General features: G+C 42.5%; 20 protein-coding genes and 2 other annotated features. Of the genes, 19 read left to right on the top strand and 1 reads right to left on the bottom strand.

The window, feature by feature from the left end:
- Window positions 1–144 precede the first annotated feature (144 nt).
- The 14 genes from polA (at window position 145) to MHH65_RS13300 (ending at window position 15,342) form a co-directional block, all read left to right on the top strand.
- Window positions 145–2,784: a DNA polymerase I gene (gene polA / locus MHH65_RS13365; protein ID WP_046312038.1), complete on the top strand. Its 2,640-nt coding sequence runs from the start codon at window positions 145–147 to the stop codon at window positions 2,782–2,784.
- A gap of 26 nt (window positions 2,785–2,810) precedes the next feature.
- Entirely contained in the window at window positions 2,811–3,644 is an 834-nt protein-coding gene (mutM, locus tag MHH65_RS13360) for a DNA-formamidopyrimidine glycosylase (protein ID WP_065214542.1), read from the top strand.
- A 174-nt stretch (window positions 3,645–3,818) separates the two neighbouring features.
- Entirely contained in the window at window positions 3,819–4,451 is a 633-nt protein-coding gene (ytaF, locus tag MHH65_RS13355) for a sporulation membrane protein YtaF (RefSeq protein WP_268414167.1), read from the top strand.
- A gap of 13 nt (window positions 4,452–4,464) precedes the next feature.
- Entirely contained in the window at window positions 4,465–5,070 is a 606-nt protein-coding gene (gene coaE, locus MHH65_RS13350) for a dephospho-CoA kinase (RefSeq protein WP_034279663.1), read from the top strand.
- Window positions 5,071–5,242: 172 nt separating this feature from the next.
- Entirely contained in the window at window positions 5,243–6,265 is a 1,023-nt protein-coding gene (locus MHH65_RS13345) for a glyceraldehyde-3-phosphate dehydrogenase (RefSeq protein ID WP_024425707.1), read from the top strand.
- 235 nt (window positions 6,266–6,500) lie between these two features.
- Window positions 6,501–6,881 (top strand): adenosylmethionine decarboxylase, encoded by a 381-nt coding sequence (gene speD, locus MHH65_RS13340; RefSeq protein ID WP_003216492.1) that lies wholly within the window; start codon window positions 6,501–6,503, stop codon window positions 6,879–6,881.
- 183 nt (window positions 6,882–7,064) lie between these two features.
- Window positions 7,065–7,451: a hypothetical protein gene (locus MHH65_RS13335; protein ID WP_061109456.1), complete on the top strand. Its 387-nt coding sequence runs from the start codon at window positions 7,065–7,067 to the stop codon at window positions 7,449–7,451.
- Between the two features lie 4 nt (window positions 7,452–7,455).
- A complete protein-coding gene (gene nrdR / locus MHH65_RS13330) occupies window positions 7,456–7,914 on the top strand; it encodes a transcriptional regulator NrdR (RefSeq protein WP_003216720.1) in 459 nt (152 codons plus the stop codon).
- 101 nt (window positions 7,915–8,015) lie between these two features.
- Window positions 8,016–9,440, top strand: a complete 1,425-nt coding sequence (locus tag MHH65_RS13325) for a replication initiation and membrane attachment family protein (protein WP_268414283.1) — start codon at window positions 8,016–8,018, stop codon at window positions 9,438–9,440.
- Window positions 9,441–9,456: 16 nt separating this feature from the next.
- On the top strand, window positions 9,457–10,386 hold the full coding sequence (gene dnaI / locus MHH65_RS13320; protein WP_024425710.1) for a primosomal protein DnaI: 930 nt from the start codon (window positions 9,457–9,459) through the stop codon (window positions 10,384–10,386).
- Window positions 10,387–10,419: 33 nt separating this feature from the next.
- A complete protein-coding gene (locus tag MHH65_RS13315; protein WP_025092250.1) occupies window positions 10,420–11,058 on the top strand; it encodes a TVP38/TMEM64 family protein in 639 nt (212 codons plus the stop codon).
- Window positions 11,059–11,118: 60 nt separating this feature from the next.
- Complete coding sequence (ytxC, locus tag MHH65_RS13310) at window positions 11,119–11,988, top strand: putative sporulation protein YtxC (protein ID WP_268414163.1); 870 nt, start codon at window positions 11,119–11,121, stop codon at window positions 11,986–11,988.
- A gap of 43 nt (window positions 11,989–12,031) precedes the next feature.
- Window positions 12,032–12,278 (top strand) — a binding site (T-box leader).
- Window positions 12,279–12,324: 46 nt separating this feature from the next.
- Window positions 12,325–14,265 carry a threonine--tRNA ligase gene (gene thrS, locus MHH65_RS13305; RefSeq protein ID WP_024426134.1) on the top strand — a complete coding sequence of 647 codons (1,941 nt, stop codon included), beginning with the start codon at window positions 12,325–12,327 and terminating at the stop codon, window positions 14,263–14,265.
- Between the two features lie 156 nt (window positions 14,266–14,421).
- On the top strand, window positions 14,422–15,342 hold the full coding sequence (locus MHH65_RS13300; RefSeq protein ID WP_342497875.1) for a methyl-accepting chemotaxis protein: 921 nt from the start codon (window positions 14,422–14,424) through the stop codon (window positions 15,340–15,342).
- A 53-nt stretch (window positions 15,343–15,395) separates the two neighbouring features.
- Here MHH65_RS13300 and MHH65_RS13295 read toward each other — a convergent pair whose 3' ends face one another.
- A complete protein-coding gene (locus tag MHH65_RS13295; protein WP_024426132.1) occupies window positions 15,396–16,175 on the bottom strand; it encodes an HAD family hydrolase in 780 nt (259 codons plus the stop codon).
- Between the two features lie 176 nt (window positions 16,176–16,351).
- On the opposite strand from MHH65_RS13295, the gene MHH65_RS13290 reads away from it, so the two are divergent.
- The 5 genes from MHH65_RS13290 (at window position 16,352) to infC (ending at window position 20,980) form a co-directional block, all read left to right on the top strand.
- On the top strand, window positions 16,352–18,109 hold the full coding sequence (locus tag MHH65_RS13290) for a sensor histidine kinase (RefSeq protein ID WP_342497874.1): 1,758 nt from the start codon (window positions 16,352–16,354) through the stop codon (window positions 18,107–18,109).
- Window positions 18,106–18,843 (top strand): LytTR family transcriptional regulator DNA-binding domain-containing protein, encoded by a 738-nt coding sequence (locus MHH65_RS13285; protein ID WP_268414155.1) that lies wholly within the window; start codon window positions 18,106–18,108, stop codon window positions 18,841–18,843. The genes MHH65_RS13290 and MHH65_RS13285 overlap by 4 nt, the downstream gene beginning before the upstream one ends.
- A 137-nt stretch (window positions 18,844–18,980) precedes the next feature.
- Window positions 18,981–19,424 (top strand): antiholin-like murein hydrolase modulator LrgA, encoded by a 444-nt coding sequence (gene lrgA, locus MHH65_RS13280; RefSeq protein ID WP_024425718.1) that lies wholly within the window; start codon window positions 18,981–18,983, stop codon window positions 19,422–19,424.
- A 14-nt stretch (window positions 19,425–19,438) separates the two neighbouring features.
- Window positions 19,439–20,134, top strand: a complete 696-nt coding sequence (lrgB, locus tag MHH65_RS13275) for an antiholin-like protein LrgB (protein ID WP_024425719.1) — start codon at window positions 19,439–19,441, stop codon at window positions 20,132–20,134.
- 128 nt (window positions 20,135–20,262) lie between these two features.
- Window positions 20,263–20,394: a sequence feature (ribosomal protein L20 leader region), on the top strand.
- Window positions 20,395–20,464: 70 nt separating this feature from the next.
- Window positions 20,465–20,980 (top strand): translation initiation factor IF-3, encoded by a 516-nt coding sequence (gene infC, locus MHH65_RS13270; protein WP_024718649.1) that lies wholly within the window; start codon window positions 20,465–20,467, stop codon window positions 20,978–20,980.
- Window positions 20,981–20,988 lie beyond the last annotated feature (8 nt).

Genomic DNA, 20,988 nt, shown 5'->3' with positions numbered 1-20,988 from the left:
TTGTAAGGACGAAAACACTTGTTGTTTTCGTCCCTTTTTTTATGCAGGTTCGACTATTTTCTTTTCAAAATAAACTTTGATAAAATGATGATACAATGTGTGAAAGAGACGGCTGAAATGGCTCAGCTGATGGAGGATTAAAACATGACAGACAAAAAGAAATTAGTACTAGTGGATGGAAACAGTCTCGCTTATCGAGCCTTTTTTGCTTTGCCGCTATTATCAAATGATAAAGGCGTCCACACAAATGCCATTTACGGCTTTGCGATGATCTTAATGAAGATGCTCGAGGACGAGAAGCCAACCCATATGCTTGTCGCATTTGATGCGGGAAAAACAACGTTCCGCCACGAGACATTTAAAGAATATAAAGGCGGAAGACAAAAAACGCCGCCAGAGCTATCAGAACAAATGCCGTTCATCCGTGAACTATTAGATGCCTATCAGGTGAAAAGGTACGAGCTTCCTCAATACGAGGCAGACGATATTATCGGGACATTGGCTGTGGAGGCAGAAAAAGACGGCTTTGAAGTCAAAATTTTCTCAGGAGATAAGGACTTAACGCAGCTCTCAACAGACCATACGACGGTAGCAATTACGAAAAAAGGCATTACAGAAGTAGAATATTACACACCGGCTCATATTGAAGAGAAATATGGCCTGCGCCCAGATCAAATCATCGATATGAAAGGTTTGATGGGAGATTCCTCAGATAATATCCCAGGGGTGCCAGGTGTAGGTGAAAAAACAGCGATTAAATTGTTAAAGCAGTTTGAAACGGTTGAAAACCTGCTTGAACATATTGACGAAGTCAGCGGTAAAAAACTCAAAGAAAAGCTTGAAGAATATAAAGAGCAGGCGGTGATGAGTAAAAAACTCGCAACGATTCTTGTAGAAGCGCCAATTGATGTATCAAGCAAGGATCTCGCATATGAAGGTCCTCATATGGATCAAGTGATCTCTCTTTATAAAGAACTAGGCTTTCAAACGCTGCTAGAGCGTCTAGGAGAAGCACCAGAAACAGGTGAACAGGTCGAAGTAGAAGCATTAGAAGTGAAAAAAATGACCGAAGTAACGGATGAGATGCTGACAGATCAAGCTGCTCTTGTGGTAGAGCAGCTTGGAGATAATTATCATGAAGCAGATTTGATTGGTTTTGCGATCCATAATGAAAATGGTGCGTTTTTTATCACGAAAGAAGATGCGCTTCAATCAGACGCATTTAAACAATGGGTACAGGATGAAACGAAGAAGAAATGGGTCTTTGATTCAAAAAGAGCAGTTGTCGCCCTCAGATGGCATGATGTCGATCTAAAAGGTGTCGATAACGATGTCCTGCTCGCTTCCTATGTCGTCAACCCTCAGAAATCGTATGAGGACGTCGCAAGTGTGGCGAAGGAATATGGTCTTAACATCGCTCTTTCTGATGAAAAAGTGTACGGAAAAGGAGCAAAGCAGGCGATTCCACCTGAAGATGAACTGAAGGAACATCTTGGACGAAAAGCAGCGGCGATCTCTGCTCTGCATGATTTAACACTTGAAGCGTTAGAAAAAAATGATCAGCATGAACTATATGAAGACTTAGAGCTGCCGCTTGCCCTCATCCTAGGTGAAATGGAATCCCTTGGGGTAAAGGTAGATATTGAGCGCCTAGAGAAGATGGGTGAAGAGTTAACGAAAAAGCTGAAAGAATATGAAGAAACCATTCACCGCTTAGCAGGTGAAACATTTAACATCAATTCTCCTAAACAGCTTGGCGTGATTCTTTTTGAAAAATTAGGACTGCCGATTATTAAAAAGACAAAGACGGGCTACTCGACATCTGCGGATGTTCTTGAAAAGCTTGAAGATAAGCACGAGATCATTCGGTCCATTCTGCATTACCGCCAAATTGGAAAGCTCCAATCGACCTATGTGGAAGGCTTAATGAAAGTAACGCGCAAGGATACCCATAAAGTGCATACACGATTTAATCAAGCGCTCACGCAAACAGGAAGACTAAGCTCAACAGACCCAAACCTGCAAAACATCCCAATTCGTTTAGAAGAAGGACGAAAGATTCGACAAGCATTCGTTCCATCAAAAGAAGGCTGGCTCATGTTTGCTGCTGACTATTCACAAATTGAGCTGCGTGTACTCGCTCATATTTCTCAGGATGAGAATTTGATCGAAGCGTTTACGCAAGATATGGATATTCACACGAAGACAGCGATGGACGTGTTCCATGTCTCAGAAGAAGAAGTGACTTCCTCTATGAGAAGACAAGCCAAGGCTGTCAACTTCGGTATTGTATATGGGATCAGTGATTATGGGTTATCTCAAAACCTTGGGATCACAAGAAAAGAAGCAGCTGCCTTTATCGAACGCTATTTAACAAGCTTTAAAGGCGTGAAAACCTATATGGAAGAGATCGTGCAGGAAGCGAAACAAAAAGGATATGTCACGACGCTTCTCAAACGCAGACGGTATATCCCGGATATCACAAGCCGTAATTTTAATATCAAAAGCTTTGCCGAACGAACAGCCATGAACACACCGATCCAAGGAAGTGCAGCTGATATTATTAAAAAGGCCATGATTGATATGGCGCGTAAATTAAAAGAAGAAAACTTGCAGGCAAATCTTTTATTACAGGTGCACGATGAATTGATTTTCGAAGCGCCGAAAGAAGAAATTGCCATACTCGAAAAAATTGTTCCTGAAGTCATGGAAAATGCACTTCAGCTAGATGTGCCGCTAAAAGTTGATTTTGCTTCAGGGCCATCTTGGTACGACGCAAAATAATAGAGAGAGAAAAAGGAGCGAGGAGCATGCCGGAATTACCAGAAGTTGAAACCGTCCGGCGCACACTCAAGCGGTTAGTCGAAGGAAAGACGATTGAAACGGTCAATATCAAATGGCCAAATATCATCAAACGTCCTGGGGAGCCGGAAGAGTTCGCAAGAAGGATGGTAGGAGAAACGATACAAACCATTGAAAGAAGAGGAAAGTTCCTGCTCTTTCATTTAGACCACTACGTAATGGTCTCCCATTTAAGGATGGAAGGGAAATACCGTGTACATGAAGCGCATGAGCCATACGATAAACATGTACACGTCGTCTTTACGTTTACAGACGGTACTGAGCTTCGGTATCATGATGTGCGTAAATTTGGCACGATGCATTTATTTCATCCGGGTGAAGAAGAAAAGGAACTCCCGCTCTCGCAGTTGGGGTATGAGCCTTTTGATGATCAATTCACTCCGGAATATTTATGGGAGCAATTGAAAAAAACTTCCCGTGTGGTCAAAACAGCGCTGCTTGATCAAAAGATTGTCGTGGGACTAGGTAATATTTATGTAGATGAGGTTTTGTTTAAAGCAGGCATTCATCCAGAAACAAAAGCGAATCAGCTCAGCCTTGATTCGTGCAAAGTGCTTCACAGGCATATTATCGATACACTTCAAGTAGCGGTAGATGCAGGAGGAAGCACGATTCGCTCATATATCAATTCACAAGGTGATATTGGCACATTTCAGCTGCAGCTTCTTGTGTATGACCGGCGGGGAGAGCCTTGTCAAACATGCGGAAGCATCATTGAGAAAACAGTAGTCGGAGGGCGCGGCACTCATTTTTGTGTGACCTGCCAAAAGCGTCCTCAATAAAAATCAGCCATCAGCATGCTTCCTTTTTGCTGTGCATACGATAAAAAACATTCATTTTTCAGCAAGGTGTAGACTGACACACAGCCCACCTGCTCTTCATATAGTGAAGAAGAGTCTAAGGACGCCTAGAGACTCTTGATCATCGTTGCATGAACAGAAAGGAAGAGTTCAGGTATGATTTCGATTTCGCTCCTGTTTTTAGCTATTGCAGTCAGCATTGACAGCTTTTCTGTAGGATTTACGTATGGACTTCGTAAAATGAAGATTCCATTTAAAGCGATTGTCATTATTGCGTGCTGTTCAGGGATTGTGCTGCTCATTTCCATGCTGATTGGCAGCCTGCTGACGACATTCCTCCCTGTCTCAGTGACAGATAAACTTGGTGGAGGCATTTTAATCGCCATTGGACTTTGGGTCCTTTATCAATTTTACAAACCAGCGAAAGAGCGTGATTTGCTCCTTCATGAAAAGACATTGCTCAATGTGGAAGTGCAATCGCTTGGTCTTGTCATTCAAATTTTGCGAAAGCCGACAAGTGCAGATATTGACCGTTCTGGGACGATCAATGGAATAGAAGCGGTGCTTCTTGGGATTGCTTTATCCATTGATGCATTTGGCGCAGGGATTGGCGCTGCGATTCTAGGCTTTTCTCCAATTGTCATGAGTATCACTGTGGCCGTGATGAGCTCACTTTTTGTGTGTATCGGGCTCCGTTCCGGTCATTACTTGGCCAATTGGCGCTGGCTCGATAAACTTGCATGCTTACCAGGGCTTCTGCTCATTTTAATTGGGGTGTGGAAGCTGTAAAGGAGGAAATCAATTGACGCTTGTCATTGGATTAACAGGCGGGATTGCTAGTGGAAAAAGCACCGTCTCGCAAATGATAAAAGAGCAGGGCATCCGGGTCGTGGACGCAGATGTCATTGCAAAAGAAGCAGTTGCCAAAGGAACACCAGCTCTTCAACAAATCGTTCAAACCTTTGGTGAGGATGTTCTCCTGCCAAATGGGGAGCTGAACCGGCAGCAGCTTGGAGCCGTCATTTTTTCTGATGAAGAGAAAAGAAAGCAGCTGAATGCCATTGTTCATCCTGAAGTGAGAAAAGAAATGCTCAAACAGAGAGATGAAGGGGTTAGTCAGAAGGAAACCTTCGTTGTCCTCGATATCCCGCTTTTATTTGAAAGTCAGCTTGAAAGTCTCGTCGACCGCATCATTGTGGTGTATACAACGCCCGAATTGCAGCTGTCGCGGCTCATGAATCGAAATGACCTCAGCGAGGAAGAAGCGCTGAATCGTATTCACTCTCAGCAGCCTCTTGAGGAGAAATGTAAAAAAGCAGACCGCGTGATAGAGAACACACAAGATCTCGCGTTTATTAGAAAGCAATTGCAGAACATATTAAATGAATGGGAACATACAGATAAGTAAGAGTACATACACGTACTCTTCTTTTTTTATGCTTTATTCTGATTTCCTTTGAAAAGAACAGCCCTTTTTAGAAAATATACGTTTATATACTGGCAATTACATTCTAATGTGATATACTAATTTCATAAATAAATTTATTGAGTATAACACATAATAGAGGAGTGACCTGTTCATGAAGGTAAAAGCAGCGATCAATGGGTTTGGCAGAATTGGACGCATGGTCTTCAGAAAAGCAATGCTTGATGATCAAATTCAAATTGTAGCGGTGAACGCAAGCTATCCTGCCGAAACGCTAGCACATTTAATTAAATATGACACAAATCATGGACGTTACGAATGTGATGTGACAGCAGAAGATGACGCCTTGATTGTGAATGGCAAAAGAGTTCTTTTGCTTAATAATAGAGACCCGAAGCAGCTTCCATGGGGAGAGCTTGGGATTGATATCGTCATTGAAGCAACAGGTAAATTTAATTCAAAAGATCAAGCGATGGGCCATATAGATGCCGGAGCGAAAAAAGTCGTTCTAACAGCTCCAGGTAAAAATGAAGACATTACGATTGTGATGGGTGTCAATGAGGATGATCTTGATCCTGAAAAGCACGTCATTATTTCAAACGCATCTTGTACAACAAACTGTTTAGCACCAGTTGTGAAACTGTTAGATGATGAATTTGGCATCGACAATGGTTTAATGACAACGGTTCATGCTTATACAAATGATCAAAAAAATATCGATAACCCGCATAAGGATCTGCGCCGGGCAAGAGCATGTGCTCAGTCCATTATTCCAACTACGACGGGTGCCGCTAAAGCGCTTTCTTTAGTGCTTCCGCACATGAAAGGGAAATTACACGGACTTGCACTCCGCGTACCAGTTTCCAATGTGTCGATGGTTGATCTTGTCGTTGACTTGAAAAAAGATGTCACAGCAGAAGAAGTCAATGCAGCCTTCTCGAATGCATCTAAAACATCTCTTGCCGGTATTTTAGATTACACAGATGAGCCGCTTGTCTCTACGGACTTTAACACAAACCCTTATTCAGCAGTCGTTGATGGACTGACAACGATGGTAATGGAAGGGAGAAAAGTGAAAGTTCTTGCATGGTATGACAATGAATGGGGTTATTCATGCCGAGTGGTTGACCTTGTAAAGTTTGTCGGCGCACAGATGAAAGAGCTGTCTGCTGTTTGAAATGAAGAAGACGATCGTCCCTTTTCAAGAAATGAGAGAAAATCCCACTAAAAACACAGCTTGCAAAATGGGTCTAAACAAAGTATACTATTTTTCGTGAACTTCTTGTTCGCAGACTCATTCGGGTATACTTAAAGGGTTAGGACCTCTTAGGACTAACTTTCCCCCGTGGTATATGTCCGGTCCGGCTGCTTAGAACTTCACTCTTTCATTCTTGTTTAAAGGGGGGTCCATGATGGAAACAATCGGACGTCACGTTATCTCCGAGCTATGGGGATGCGACTGTGATAAACTGAACGACATGGATTTTATTGAAAAAACGTTTGTAAATGCAGCTTTGAAATCAGGAGCTGAGGTAAGAGAGGTTGCTTTTCACAAATTTGCACCTCAAGGAGTAAGTGGAGTTGTCATTATTTCTGAATCTCATCTGACAATTCACAGCTTTCCTGAACATGGTTATGCGAGCATAGATGTTTATACTTGCGGTGACCTAGATCCGAATATTGCAGCAGATCATATCGGAGATGAATTAGGTGCTGAAACAAGAGAAAACATCGAAATTCCTCGAGGCATGGGACCTGTACAAGTAAAACAGGCACAAGCCAAAGCACTGTAAACATAAAAAAGATTGCAATGGGAGCTGGCCAAAAGCATTGAATGCCTTTGTGTTATGCTCCTTTTTATATTTTTTTGATAAAAAATCCAACATTCCCCAGCTTGTCTATACTTTTGTTCTAGGAAAACAAAGGTTTTTTTTATAAAATAAAGAAAGAGGCATTATGGCAAAGGGGATACGTGTATGACTTTAAGACAAAAGTTTAAACGGTTCATGTCAAACCATACAGAAACATCTGACGAGCATCCAGTGTCAGAACTGAAAAGCCATTACTACAAATCGACGAATGCACAAGTTTTTCAAGCGGTGGAAACCATTCTTTCCCAAAGCGATTCCTATCAAGTGACATCTGTTTCAGCAGAACGAGGTGAAATCAGCGCAAACATACGATTGCCGAAAAAAGCCTTTCTCGTGGCGACTGTCATTTCAATTCGTCCTTTTGAAACAGCTGTCGATTTTAATGTAACAACAGAAACGGCCCTGCCAACAGATTTCGGCTATAGTCAAAAGACCGTTCTGTCCCTTTATGATGAACTAGACAAACAACTTCCAAGAATAGATCGGAGCTGATGAAATGAAATGTCCCACATGTCAGCACCTTGGCACAAGGGTGCTTGATTCAAGACCAGTAGATGAAGGGAAATCCATCCGTCGTAGAAGAGAGTGCGAAAGCTGCCAATATCGCTTTACGACGTTTGAAAAATTAGAAGAATTACCGCTGATTGTGGTGAAAAAAGAAGGGATTCGAGAAGAATTCAGCCGCGAAAAAATGCTGAGAGGACTCATCAAAGCGTGTGAAAAGCGTCCTGTCGCTTTAAAGCAGCTGGAGGATGTCTGCTTTAATATTGAAAAAGAACTGCGCAATCAAGGCATGTCAGAAGTGAAAAGCGAGCTTGTAGGTGAAATGGTCATGGACGAGCTGGCGAAAATTGATGAAGTGTCTTACGTCAGGTTTGCCTCGGTTTACCGGCAGTTTAAAGACATTAATGTCTTTATTGATGAATTAAAAGACCTATTAAAGAAAGAACGCTAAAAAGAGCTGGAGATTCTTCATGCTCTTTTTCCTGCGTAAAGCGTAAAACGCAAAAAGAGTGTACAATGGAAACAATCGCAATTCATGGGGAGGATCAGCATATGACAGAGCATTGGAAGGAAGTGCTAGCCGTCGATCCGTATGTCGTCAAAAGCGCTTCATTGCTCGGTGACATCGATAGACAGCTCATCACTCTTTTATATCAGCCGCTTATTGGCATGTCCGCTTTCAGCTTATACATGACGCTGTGGGGAGAGCTGGAACAAAATCGTATGTGGGGGAAACCTGCACCTCATCGGCAGCTCATGGTCATGCTGCAAACGAATTTAAATGATATTTTTGAGGAACGTTTAAAGCTTGAAGCGATCGGCTTACTCCGCACATATGAACAGGAAACGGAAGAAGGCAGACTGTTTACATATGAGCTTGTACCGCCGCTAAGACCAGATGAATTTTTCCAAGATGGTATGCTGAATGTCCTGCTGTACCATCGTGTAGAGAAAGCAAAATATATGCAGCTGCGTAATTATTTCTCTTATCCGGGTGTTCCTGCAGAAGCAAAGAATATTTCACGGTCGTTTGAAGAAGTGTTTCACGTATTGCAGCCAGGCGAGCGCAAGATGACAGAAGAAATTCATCAGGCGTCATCGCTAGATGAAGGCTATGAATATGTGACCGTTGGATCGAGTCAGCCGGCACCGCTCTCGGACGAATCCTTTGATTTCGATCTATTATTAGCGGGTATGTCTGACATGATGATTCCAAGAAAGGCTTTGACAAAGCAGGTAAAAGAAACAATTAAGAAGTTAGCTGTTGTATACGGCATCACCCCGCTTCAAATGCAAAATATTGTAGCAGGTGCATGCGGTTCGGATCAAATGATCTCAACAGAAGAGCTGAGAAAAGCAGCAAGAGACTGGTACCAAATTGAATACAGAGGCGAACAGCCAAAGCTGATTGATCAAAAACAGCCAAGACACTTGCGCCAAGATGCTTCAAAGACGCAGGCGGCAGATACTCCAGATGCAAAATTGATTGAAAAGCTGGATCATATTTCGCCTAGGGAGCTGCTAAAAGACATGGCAGATGGTATTGAGCCAACGTATGCCGACTTAAGAATTGTCGAAGATATCATGCTCGAGCAGCAGCTAGAGCCAGGTGTCATGAATGTTCTCATCTACTATACATTACTCAAAACAGATATGAAGCTGTCAAAAACATATATGCAAAAAATCGCCGCTCATTGGGTGAGAAAGAAAATCAAAACCGTAGCAGCGGCCATGAAAATTGCCAAAGAAGAGAACAGACAAATGACAGAGTGGGCGCAGCAGAAAAAGCAGCGCAGCCCATATGGTACAGGAAAAGTTGTCCGGGAAGAGAAACTGCCTGACTGGATGAAAGAAACCGAAACAAAAGAACAGCCGGCAAAAGAGCAAACGGACAATCTGTCTACAGAAGACCTCGAACGAGAAAAAGAAAAACTGTTAGATCAGTTTAAAAATATGAAAAAGTACAATGCACATTAAGGTGAGGTGAGATGGGATGAAACCGATCGGTCGTTCATTTGAACAGCTAAAAGGACGAGTAGATTTTCGCGTGAGATACAATCAGATTAAAGAAAGTGTGTTATCTGATGAAGATGTGAAGGCTTTTTTACAGAAGCATCAAGAAGAGATACATGAAGACATGATCAATCGCAGCTTGAACCGGCTCTTTGAATATGTGCAGCAGTCGAAGGGCTGCTCTTACTGCTTAGATGACGAAAACGTTAATGCGATTTTAGATGGGTATCACCCGAAGCTTGTGATCAAAGGTCAGAGTATTGATATTGAATATTCTCCTTGCCCAGTCAAGCTGCGGCTCGATAGACAGAAGAAACAGCAAGAGCTGATGAAAAGCATGTATATTCCGCAAAATGTCCTTCAAGCGACGTTCGCTGATCTGAACGTTGTGGGGAGACAAGAGGTCATTCAAAAAGTAGGTCAATTCCTCCAAAGCTATGATGAGACTGGAAAAGGAAAAGGCTTGTATTTACACGGAAAGTTTGGAGTAGGAAAAACGTATATACTGGCAGCTATTGCGCAGCAGCTAGCGGAGAAAGAATACCCATCTCTCCTTGTTTACGTGCCTGAATTTGTAAGAGAGTTAAAAAATTCATTAGCCGATCATACGCTAGAAGAAAAGCTGAATATGGTCAAGTCCACTCCTATTTTAATGCTTGATGATATTGGGGCAGAATCGATGACAAGCTGGGTGCGGGATGAACTGCTCGGTACGATCTTACAATACCGTATGGCAGAGCAGCTGCCGACATTTTTCTCTTCTAATTTCTCACCAAACGAGCTGAAGCATCACTTTACGTACTCACAGCGGGGAGAAAAAGAAGAGGTCAAAGCCGCTCGTTTAATGGAACGGATTCTCTATTTAGCAGAGCCAGTGTTGCTCGAAGGAGAAAACCGCCGTCATTTATAAAAGCGTATGTCACCTGAAGGAGGAGCAAATGAAATGAACAAAAGAAAATGGCTGCTTTTTCTTGGGATTGGCATTCTTGCTGCTGCGCTGTGGTGGCTGAATAAACAGCATCTTCAGCTGGCGCCGAAAGATGTGAAGAATTGGGTGCTTCAATTTGGGATGCTGGCTCCCTTTGTTTTTCTTTTCTTATCTCTTTTCCGCCCGTTTGTTCTCGTCCCAATTACGGTCTTTTCTTTGGCGGCAGGTTTGGCATTCGGCAGTGTCCTTGGGACGATTTATGCCCTCATTGGAGCGACAGCCGGGGCAACAGGCTCTTTCATGATTGCTTCAACCTTTCGTGCGAAAAAGAAGGAAACGGAATCAAACAGCCGAAAGCTGAAAGCGGTGACGTCCCGCATTCAGGAGCATGGATTTCTTTATATTTTGTTATTGCGTATTGCACCTATTCACTTTGATTTTGTCAGCTATGCGGCAGCTGCTTCACGTGCAAATTATCGTGCATTTGTGACAGCCACCTTTTTAGGCTTAATACCGGGTACAATTGCGTTAAATGTTCTCGGCTCAAGCTTTGTCAGCGGCAATTATGCCGCCTTAGTGGTTGTTTGTTTGATTTATTTGATCTTTATCTCTGTTCCACTCATTTTAAAAAGAAAGATGCCTGATTTATTTTAGGCGTCTATTTTTTATGTTCCCCCCATATATATGTAACAGATGTCGTTAGGGGGGACAAACATGCTTGAAATAATCTTTGAAGATGAATATGATACCGCCGCTTTTTTACATCTTGCTGAACACTTAGACAGTCGGCATCACATGTCAATTCAACAAGGGAAAGACCGGCTTCTCATAGAGGCGAAGGAATCCGAAGAAGCACTTGAGCACATTGTGCGGCCATTATTGGTTCACTTTTTTTTGGAATGCAAAGAAAATGAGCGCATGCGCAGCATCCTTGAAAACACCTATTTGTTTAAAGATCCTGAAGAGCAGCACCAAATTCTTTCCATCGCTCACAGTATCATGAACGGGGATTTAGATGATATTCCCGGCATTCAGCGAGACCCGTCAAGAGAAGCCCTTTTAAAAAAGGAGCTTGAAGCGATTTCTTTACAGCAAGGCGTTTTTTCAATTGGTTCATTTATGACATTTAGGTTGTCAGAGTATGACCGAAGGCTGAAGAACTATGTTGAAGTGTCCATTGAAGAATACAAAATGGAGCAGGAGTATCAAAATTTCATTCAATCGCTTCGAGACTATGTGATGGCAAGAGAGCCTAGGCTCGAAAAAGTACATGTTGTGCATCAGGACCGCCTGGTGATTTGGGAATTTCGCTACGCTTCTGAGCGTGATCAAAAACAATACATAGACAGACAATTTGTAAGAGAGCATCCAATGTATATTGATTCGCAGCTGATTGCACCGCTTGTCTCCATTGCACCGCAAAAAATTGACCTATTTACAAATGATACAGGTCACTCGATGGTGCAAACCATTCAAAATATTTTTCAAGAAAGGGTCGAGGTGTTCCCGTCTCATTCATTCCAAGAGCAGAATGTTCAATTTGTACATGCTCATTTCAACAAGAAAAGTGAAAAGCTTTCTTGATTTTCACGAAAAAACGTTTTATAATACGGTGTAACTTCATACAGAGACCGTATTGATAAGGACATGAACAAATGAACACCCGCTTAAAGAGAGGGAAGCCGCGGCTGAAAGCTTCCTAGCAGAGGACCATTTGCTTTACCACCTTTGAACATCAGCTGTGAAATTTTAGTAATGGCTGACGGGAATTCCCGTTATCGAACCGCAAGCCGTATTTGCTTATGAAAAAGCAAGCTGCAAATACGGGAAAAAGGGTGGAACCACGATTCCGTTTATTCAACCTCGTCCCTTTCCAGGGGGGCGGGGTTTTTATATTGCCAAAAAAAGGAGTGACCAGAGATGTCAGAACAAATTCAACTTACATTTCCAGATGGAGCAGTCAAGGAGTTTGACAAAACAGCTACAACAGAAGACATCGCGGCATCAATTAGCCCGGGCCTAAAGAAAAAAGCACTTGCCGGTAAATTGAACGGTAAAGAAATAGATCTGCGTACGCCGCTATTAGAAAGTGGAACAATCGAGATCATCACAGATAAAAGTGAAGAAGCACTCGACATTATGCGCCACAGCACAGCTCATTTGCTAGCGCAGGCGATCAAACGTCTGTATGGAAAAGAGCATCACGTTCAGTTTGGCGTAGGTCCTGTCATCGAAAATGGCTTCTACTACGATGTAGACATCGATGTTGCCATCACACCTGAAGACTTACCAAAGATTGAAAAAGAAATGAAGAAAATCATTAACAGCAATTTGCCAATTGAGCGAATTGAAGTATCAAGAGAAGAAGCGAAAAAGCGCTTTGAAGCGATTGGTGATGAATTGAAGCTTGAGCTGTTAGAGGCGATTCCAGAAGGTGAAGCTGTGACGATTTATGAGCAGGGTGAATTCTTTGACCTCTGCCGCGGGATTCACTTGCCGTCTACAGGGAAAATCAAAGAATTTAAACTGTTAAGCCTTGCCGGTGCATACTGGAGAGGTGACAGTAACAACCAAATGCTTCAGCGTATTTACGGAACAGCTTTCTTCAGCAAAGAAGATTTAAATGAACACTTACGTCTGCTGGAAGAAGCGAAAGAACGCGATCACCGTAAGCTTGGAAAAGAGCTGAAACTGTTTGCGAATTCCCAAAAGGTTGGTCAAGGACTTCCGCTTTGGCTGCCAAAAGGCGCTACAATCCGCCGCGTCATTGAGCGTTACATTGTCGATAAAGAAGTGCGTCTTGGCTATGAACATGTGTACACACCAGTTCTTGCAAGTGTTGAATTGTATAAAACATCAGGACACTGGGCGCATTATCAAGAAGACATGTTCCCGGTAATGGAAATGGACAACGAAGATCTTGTTCTTCGTCCGATGAACTGTCCGCACCATATGATGATTTACAAAAACGAGCCGCACAGCTATCGCGAATTGCCAATTCGTATTGCAGAGCTTGGTACAATGCACCGCTATGAAATGTCAGGTGCCTTATCCGGCCTTCAGCGTGTTCGCGGTATGACATTAAACGATGCACACATCTTTGTTCGTCCAGATCAAATCAAAGACGAGTTCATCCGTACAGTTCGTTTAATTGAAGAAGTGTATCAAGACTTTGGCTTGAATGACTACACATTCCGCTTGTCTTATCGTGATCCAGAAGATACTGAGAAGTATTTCGATGACGATGCGATGTGGAATAAAGCACAATCGATGCTGAAAGATGCAATGGACGAGCTTGGTCACGACTACTATGAAGCAGAAGGCGAAGCGGCATTTTATGGGCCGAAGCTTGATGTACAAGTGAAGACAGCTCTTGGAAAAGAAGAGACATTATCCACTGTACAGCTTGATTTCTTACTTCCAGAACGCTTTGATCTCACATATATCGGAGAAGATGGAAAGCACCATCGTCCAGTCGTGATTCATAGAGGCGTTGTTTCTACAATGGAACGCTTCGTTGCCTTCTTAATTGAAGAATACAAAGGAGCCCTTCCAACATGGCTGGCACCTGTACAATTCCAAGTCATCCCAGTTTCACCGTCTGTTCATTTAGACTATGCGAAAAAAGTACAAGAACGTTTGCAGCTTGAAGGTCTTCGTGTAGAGCTTGACAGCCGCGATGAAAAAATTGGTTACAAAATTAGAGAAGCGCAAATGCAAAAGATTCCGTACATGCTTGTCGTCGGAGATCAAGAAGCAGAAAATGGCGCTGTCAATGTAAGAAAATACGGGGAACAAGATTCAGAAACAATGGATCTTGAAGCCTTTGTGAAACATGCAGTAGCAGAAGCAAAGAAATAATAAGCACAGCCAGTGATTCTCTTTAGATCACTGGCTTTTTCTTTTTGGAGAACACCTCCACTAGTGATCCAATTCCTAAAAAGAGACGTTTAGATAGTACAAAAGTAAGGGTAAGTATGTACTATTGGTTCGAGACAAATTGGGGGAATGAAAGCGATGATGCAAACAACAAACAATTTATCGTCACATGTATTGGAGCAATCAGCTGTTCTTCGTGCATTAGAGCACTCGCTGGCAATGATTGAATTTAATGTGACAGGTGAAGTTCTATGGGTGAACGATATTTTTGCAAAAGCCATGGGATATTCTAAAGAAGAGATGATCGGTCTTAAACATAGACAGTTCGGTCCTCCACATATTATAGAACACACGAGCTATCACATGTTTTGGAAGCGTTTGAGAGAAGGTCAAGTCTTTCAGGAAAAAGTGCAGCGGATCACAAAAAACGGCAGCAGCTTATGGCTTGAAGCGACATATTCACCTGTTCAAGATGAAGAAGGAACTGTAGTGGGTATTGTGAAAGTGGCAACAGATATTACGGAGAGAGAACATACAATGAAGCAAGTCGTAGAAGACCTAAAGGAGATGTCTGCGAAATTAATGGAACGAGCAGAAATTGGCATTCAGCATAGTCAAAGTGTCAATGCCTCCTTTGATCATATAGCAAACGAAACCGATCAAAATATGAGCTTGTTAAAAGGATTAACGGAGCAGGTAGAGTCCATCAGCTCCATTGCGGCAACCATCAACAGCATTTCTTCACAAACCCAGCTGCTCGCCTTAAATGCAGCAATAGAAGCGGCACATGCGGGTTCCTATGGAAATGGCTTTAGTGTAGTGGCAGCAGAGATTCGAAAGCTTGCGACAAATTCAAAAGAAGCGATCGTCAAGGTAGATCAATATGTGAAGGCGATCCATTCAGAAGTAGAGAAAGTCAGCAGCGGAACAAGCCGGGCAAAGACAACCGTGTTTACAAACCGGGATCTTGTAAAGCAGGCAAGTGAGGAATTCATCGTTGTAGGAGAAGCAGCACGCGGCTTAGACCGGCAAGCGCAAAGTCTAGCGGCAATCATATAGCTCTAAAAATACAAAAACACCCAATCTCGTCAGGAGAAGGGTGTTTTTTTGTTCTATTTTAATATATCAAACAATTCATGTAAGTCTTTGATTTCATAATCAGGCGTCACATCTGTTTCATTTTTCTTGCCATGGCGATTGATCCAAACGGTTTGGATGCCAACGCGAGATGCGCCGAGAATATCTGTTTTCGGATTATCTCCAACCATGATCACTTCGTCTTTTGTTAAGTTTAACAGCTGAAGGCAGTGCTCAAAGATACCCGGGTCAGGTTTGCCTTTCCCGTAATCTCCTGAAATCACGATTTCGTTAAAATAAGGTGCAAGCTCAGGAACACCTGCCAGTTTCTCCTTTTGAAGGCTAGGATCTCCGTTTGTTAAAAGGAGCAATTCGTAGCTGCCTTTCAGGCGGTTTAAAACAGGGTATGTTTCTTCATAGACATATGGGCGTTTTCTGCGTTCTGCTGCAAAGAAATCAGCCAAATATTGTCCAAATGCCTCATCGTCAATTCCCGCTGTCTTTAAGCCGTTGGTCCAAGCGTTTTTACGATACTCTGGTGCAATGGCGTTCAGCTTTTGAAAGCCTTCGCTAATCGGTTCACTAAAATTGGACCACAGTCCTTCGAAAGGATTAATGCCGATCATGACAGTATAATCATATGTTTCATAGGAAGAGTACAGCTTTCTTGCTTCTTCACGTACAATCTGTTCAAACGATTCTGGATCAAGTCCATATTTCTTTTCCGCTTCCCGGCAAGTTTCTTGAAAAGTTGTATGAATGCTTTTTTCGTCCCAAAGCAAAGTATCATCTAAATCGAAAAATACGGCTTTCATGATCTTCTCCCTTGTTATGTATGTGTTACCTTCAACTGCAAGTGACAGGCTCAAGTTCATTTTACAATAGAAGAAGGGGCCAATAAAGAAAAGATTTGAGAGATCTTTGATCATTGACCGCACATGATAGAATAGAAAGACAGTAGATATGACATACATCATTTGAGGTGGCCGGTTTGCTTCATTTAATTATCATGATGATCGAGCGTGTGGGGATCATCGTTATTTTAGGATTTGTGCTTGCCCATGTGAAGGGCTTTCGCAATCTATTGCTACATAATCAAGGATTTAGGAAAAAGGCAATCCTAGTCTTCATTTTTGCTTCTTTTAGTATTATCAGCAATTACACAGGAATTGAAATCCAGCAGCAAATTGTCATGAATCATGAGTTTTCTTATCATCTTGGCTCGTCCAGCTCTATCGCCAATACGAGAATTATGGGGATCGAAATGGGTGGCTTGATCGGGGGGCCGTTTGTAGGGATTGGTGCAGGGCTTTTAGCTGGAATCCATCGCTATACCCTAGGAGGAAGCACCGCGCTCAGCTGTGCGATTTCTTCCATTTTAGCGGGTGTCATTGCAGGCTATGTCGGCAGCAGATTTAAGCGGAGAAATCGAATGGTCACACCTCGCCAAGCAGCTCTTTTTGGTGTAGCGATGGAATCATTACAGATGATCATTATCCTTCTGTTTGCAAGGCCATTTGCGGATGCATGGGGGCTTGTCAGTATCATCGCTTTGCCGATGATCTTCGTAAATGGAATCGGCAGCTTTATCTTTTTATCTATTTTACAGTCAGTCATTCGGCAAGAAGAGCAGGCAAAAGCGATGCAGACACATCGAGTATTTTCGATCGCCGATCAAACACTGCCTTTTTTCCGCCAAGGGTTAAATGAACAGTCATGTAAAAGTGTGGCGGAGATCATTCATCGGTTGACTGAAACAGATGCAGTCTCCTTAACAGACACAGAAAAGATTTTAGCGCATGTCGGAGATGGAAAAGATCATCATATTCCATCTAAGAGCCTGATTACAGGGCTGTCCAAACAAGTCTTGATGAGCGGCAAAATTATGAAGGCACATTCGAAGGGCGAGATCAATTGTTCAGTTGCCCATTGCCCTCTTGAAGCGGCAATCGTGCTGCCGCTCACTTCTAACGGTCAAACGATTGGAACGTTAAAAATGTATTTCAATTCTCCGGTCGGATTAAGCAGGGTGGAAGAGGAGCTTGCAGAAGGTTTGGCGATGCTGTTTTCCACACAGCTTGAGCTGGGGGAGGCGGAAACTCAAAGCCGCCTCTTAAAAGATGCAGAGATCAAAGCACTTCAAGCACAAGTGAACCCGCACTTTTTATTTAACGCTATTAATACCATCTCTGTTTTATGCAGAACCAATGTGGAGATGGCAAGGAAGCTGCTGCTTCAGCTAAGTATTTATTTCCGTTCAAATATGCAAGGCGCCCGCCAGCTGCTGATTCCAATGCAGAAGGAGATTCAGCATGTGGAGGCATATTTATCACTCGAACAAGCAAGGTTTCCAAATAGATACCATGTGACCTTTCAAATCGAAAAGGAGCTGGAGCAGGTGATGATTCCGCCCTTTGTGCTTCAGGTGCTTGTTGAAAACGCAGTGAGACATGCTTTTCCTAAACATCAAAAGAATTGTGAAGTCATCGTATCTGCTTTGATGAAAGATGGGCATGTTTATATGAAAGTGACAGATAATGGACAAGGGATCGATGATGACAAGATGGCTCAGCTATTAAAAGCGCCTGTCGAATCACTAGAAGGAACAGGGACAGCCCTTTTTAATTTAGATCAGCGGTTAAGAGGGATTTTTGGCAGACAAGCCGCTTTATCCATTCATAGTGACAAAGGCACTGACATCTCATTTCGCATTCCGATGGACTATGTAAAAAAGGATGATTCTCGTTGATGAAAGTATTAATCGTAGATGATGAAGTGTTAGCAAGAGATGAATTAAAATACTTATTACGAAGAACGAAAGAGGATGTTCAAATACAGGAAGCAGAAAATATAGAATCTGCTTTTGACCGGATGGTCGATCATAAGCCGGATCTGCTCTTTTTAGACATTGATTTATCTGGTGAGAACGGATTTGATATTGCCAAAAGGCTCAACCGGATGTCTGATCCGCCAGCGGTTGTATTTGCGACAGCCTTTGATCAATATGCGCTGAAGGCGTTTGAGGTAAGTGCCCTTGATTACTTAACAAAACCATTTGATGAAGAGCGGCTGCTCCAGACCATTCAAAAGTTTAAAAAGTGGAAATCTGTTGAGACGCAAGAGCACCAGCTGTCAGATGAGAAAGCGCCCCGCCAGCAAAAATTAGCCATCTCAGTCGATGACTCAATTGTGATCCTGCAAGTTGAAGAGATCATGTATGTTGGACTCAGCGAGGGGAAAAAGGTCGTGAAAACAAAGGATCACATGTATGAGGTCACAGAACCGCTTGTGGTCATAGAAAAGAAACTTCCTGAGGCTTACTTTATGAGGGTTCATCGCAGCTATATCGTGAATATCTCTCATATGAAAGAAGTACAGCCGTGGTTTAATTCGACGTATAATCTGCATATGACAGACGGGTCTATCATTCCTGTCAGCCGCACATATGCCAAAGAATTAAAGAAGTCACTCCTGCTAGAGTAGGAGGGCTTTTTTTGTTTGTATTTCAATACTCGTTTTTTGCATTTCAGTCATTGAATCCAGCGAGTTTTATTGTAAACGCTTCATTCGTTTATTTCATGCCTTATACTGAGGGCAGTCGAAGAAAGAGGTGAAGCGGCATGAGTGCCACGAAAGTATATGGATTTCTATCTCAAGCATTTATTTTTGCAACCGTAATGTTTGTTTCTAATCTCATTTCAATGTATTTACCGATTCCGATGCCCGCATCCGTCATTGGTTTGGTTCTATTATTTGTTTTGTTAACAACGAAAATCGTTAAACTGGAGCAGGTGGAGCAATTAGGAACATCATTGACAGGACTCATTAGCTTTCTATTTGTTCCCTCTGGAATCTCAGTCATTCAATCACTAGGTGTCATGCAAGAAGTAGGTGTGCAAGTAGTCGGCGTCATTATCATTGCAACCATTATGTTACTTGCAGCGACAGGGCTGTTTTCGCAGCTTCTCATGCAATTATCAGAAAGACCGCAGAAACGTAAAGAGACAAAGGAGAGTAAATCTGCTCCTTCTCATTCAAATAAACCAGCTTCAAGTACGCATTAAAGGAGAGATGCAAAATGGGTACAAGTACAATGAGTCCTTATTTTGGCATTGTCGTCTCATTAGTCGCCTTTGGGATAGGGACATTCTTATTTAAAAAATCAAAAGGTTTCTTCTTGTTCACCCCGCTGTTTGTGGCGATGGTACTGGGCATTTTATTTTTGAAAGTTGGCGGTTTTTCCTACGCAGATTATAATGAGGGCGGCAAGATTATCAAATTTTTCTTAGAGCCTGCCACGATTGCTTTCGCTATCCCGCTTTATAAGCAGAGAGCCTTGCTTAAAAAATATTGGTGGCAAATTTTATCCGCTATTTTTGTAGGTTCACTTTGTTCCATTACGATCGTATATCTCGTAGCGAAAGGGATTCATTTAGATGCGGCTGTGATGAAAAGCATGCTTCCACAAGCAGCGACAACAGCGATTGCTCTTCCGATTGCAAAGGATATTGGCGGAATCGCAGATATCACAGCCTTTGCGGTCATATTTAACGCAGTCATTGTCTATGCACTAGGTGCCTTCTTCTTAAAATTATTTCGCATTAAAAACCCAGTGGCAAAAGGTCTTGCACTTGGTACATCAGGACATGCGCTTGGGGTTTCTGTTGGAATTGAGATGGGAGAAGTAGAAGCAGCGATGGCAAGTATCGCCGTTGTGGTCGTAGGAGTTGTGACCGTTATCGTCATCCCAATCTTTATGCAGTTGATTCTTTGATGGCGTCATTGTGTGAAAAAGTCTTGCCCAATTCGTCTCATCATGTTAAACTGAAAAAGTTGTTTCAAGAGTTCGGTTACTTGACGGACGAATGAAAATTGTGTAGAATAATTAACGAATTGAATAGATATCACAAGCAGAAGCACCCGCTTCTCACCTGATTGACACATGTTTGTAGTTGACAGGTTGACCGTACATTTATTTTTTCATGCAAATGTTCGCAGTGTGGGTGTTTTATATGCCCACACTTTTTGTTTGCCTGTAAAACATACAACGAAATGGTCAAATGAATTGTGAACTCAATTCAAAATCTCATGGAGGTGGCTCACTATTAGCAAAGATCAATTAGTTAATGAAGGTATTCGTGCGCGTGAAGTTCGTTTGATCGGACAAAATGGCGATCAGCTTGGGATTAAAACCCGCCAGGAAGCTCTGGAAATTGCTACGAAAGCCAATCTTGACCTTGTGTTAGTTGCTGCAAATGCAAAACCACCTGTTTGCCGAATCATGGACTATGGTAAGTTCCGATTCGAACAGCAGAAGAAGGAAAAAGAGGCACGTAAGAATCAAAAAATCATTAGCTTAAAAGAAGTTCGGTTGAGCCCGACAATCGATGAACATGATTTTAACACGAAGCTCCGTAATGCTATCAAATTCCTTGAAAAGGGAGATAAAGTGAAAGCTTCTATCCGCTTTAAAGGCCGTGCGATTACGCATAAAGAAATCGGACAGCGCGTGTTAGACCGTTTCTCTGAAGCTTGCGCTGAAGTAGCAACAGTAGAAACAAAACCTAAGATGGACGGACGCAGCATGTTCCTCATGCTTGCACCAAAAGTCGAAAAGTAAAGTAACAG

It is taken from the genome of Bacillus sp. FSL L8-0654, from assembly GCF_038629965.1.
GTDB classification, from domain to species: domain Bacteria; phylum Bacillota; class Bacilli; order Bacillales; family Bacillaceae; genus Bacillus; species Bacillus safensis.
Note: the sequence above shows the minus strand (reverse complement) of the source record. Positions and strands in the feature narration are given on the sequence as shown.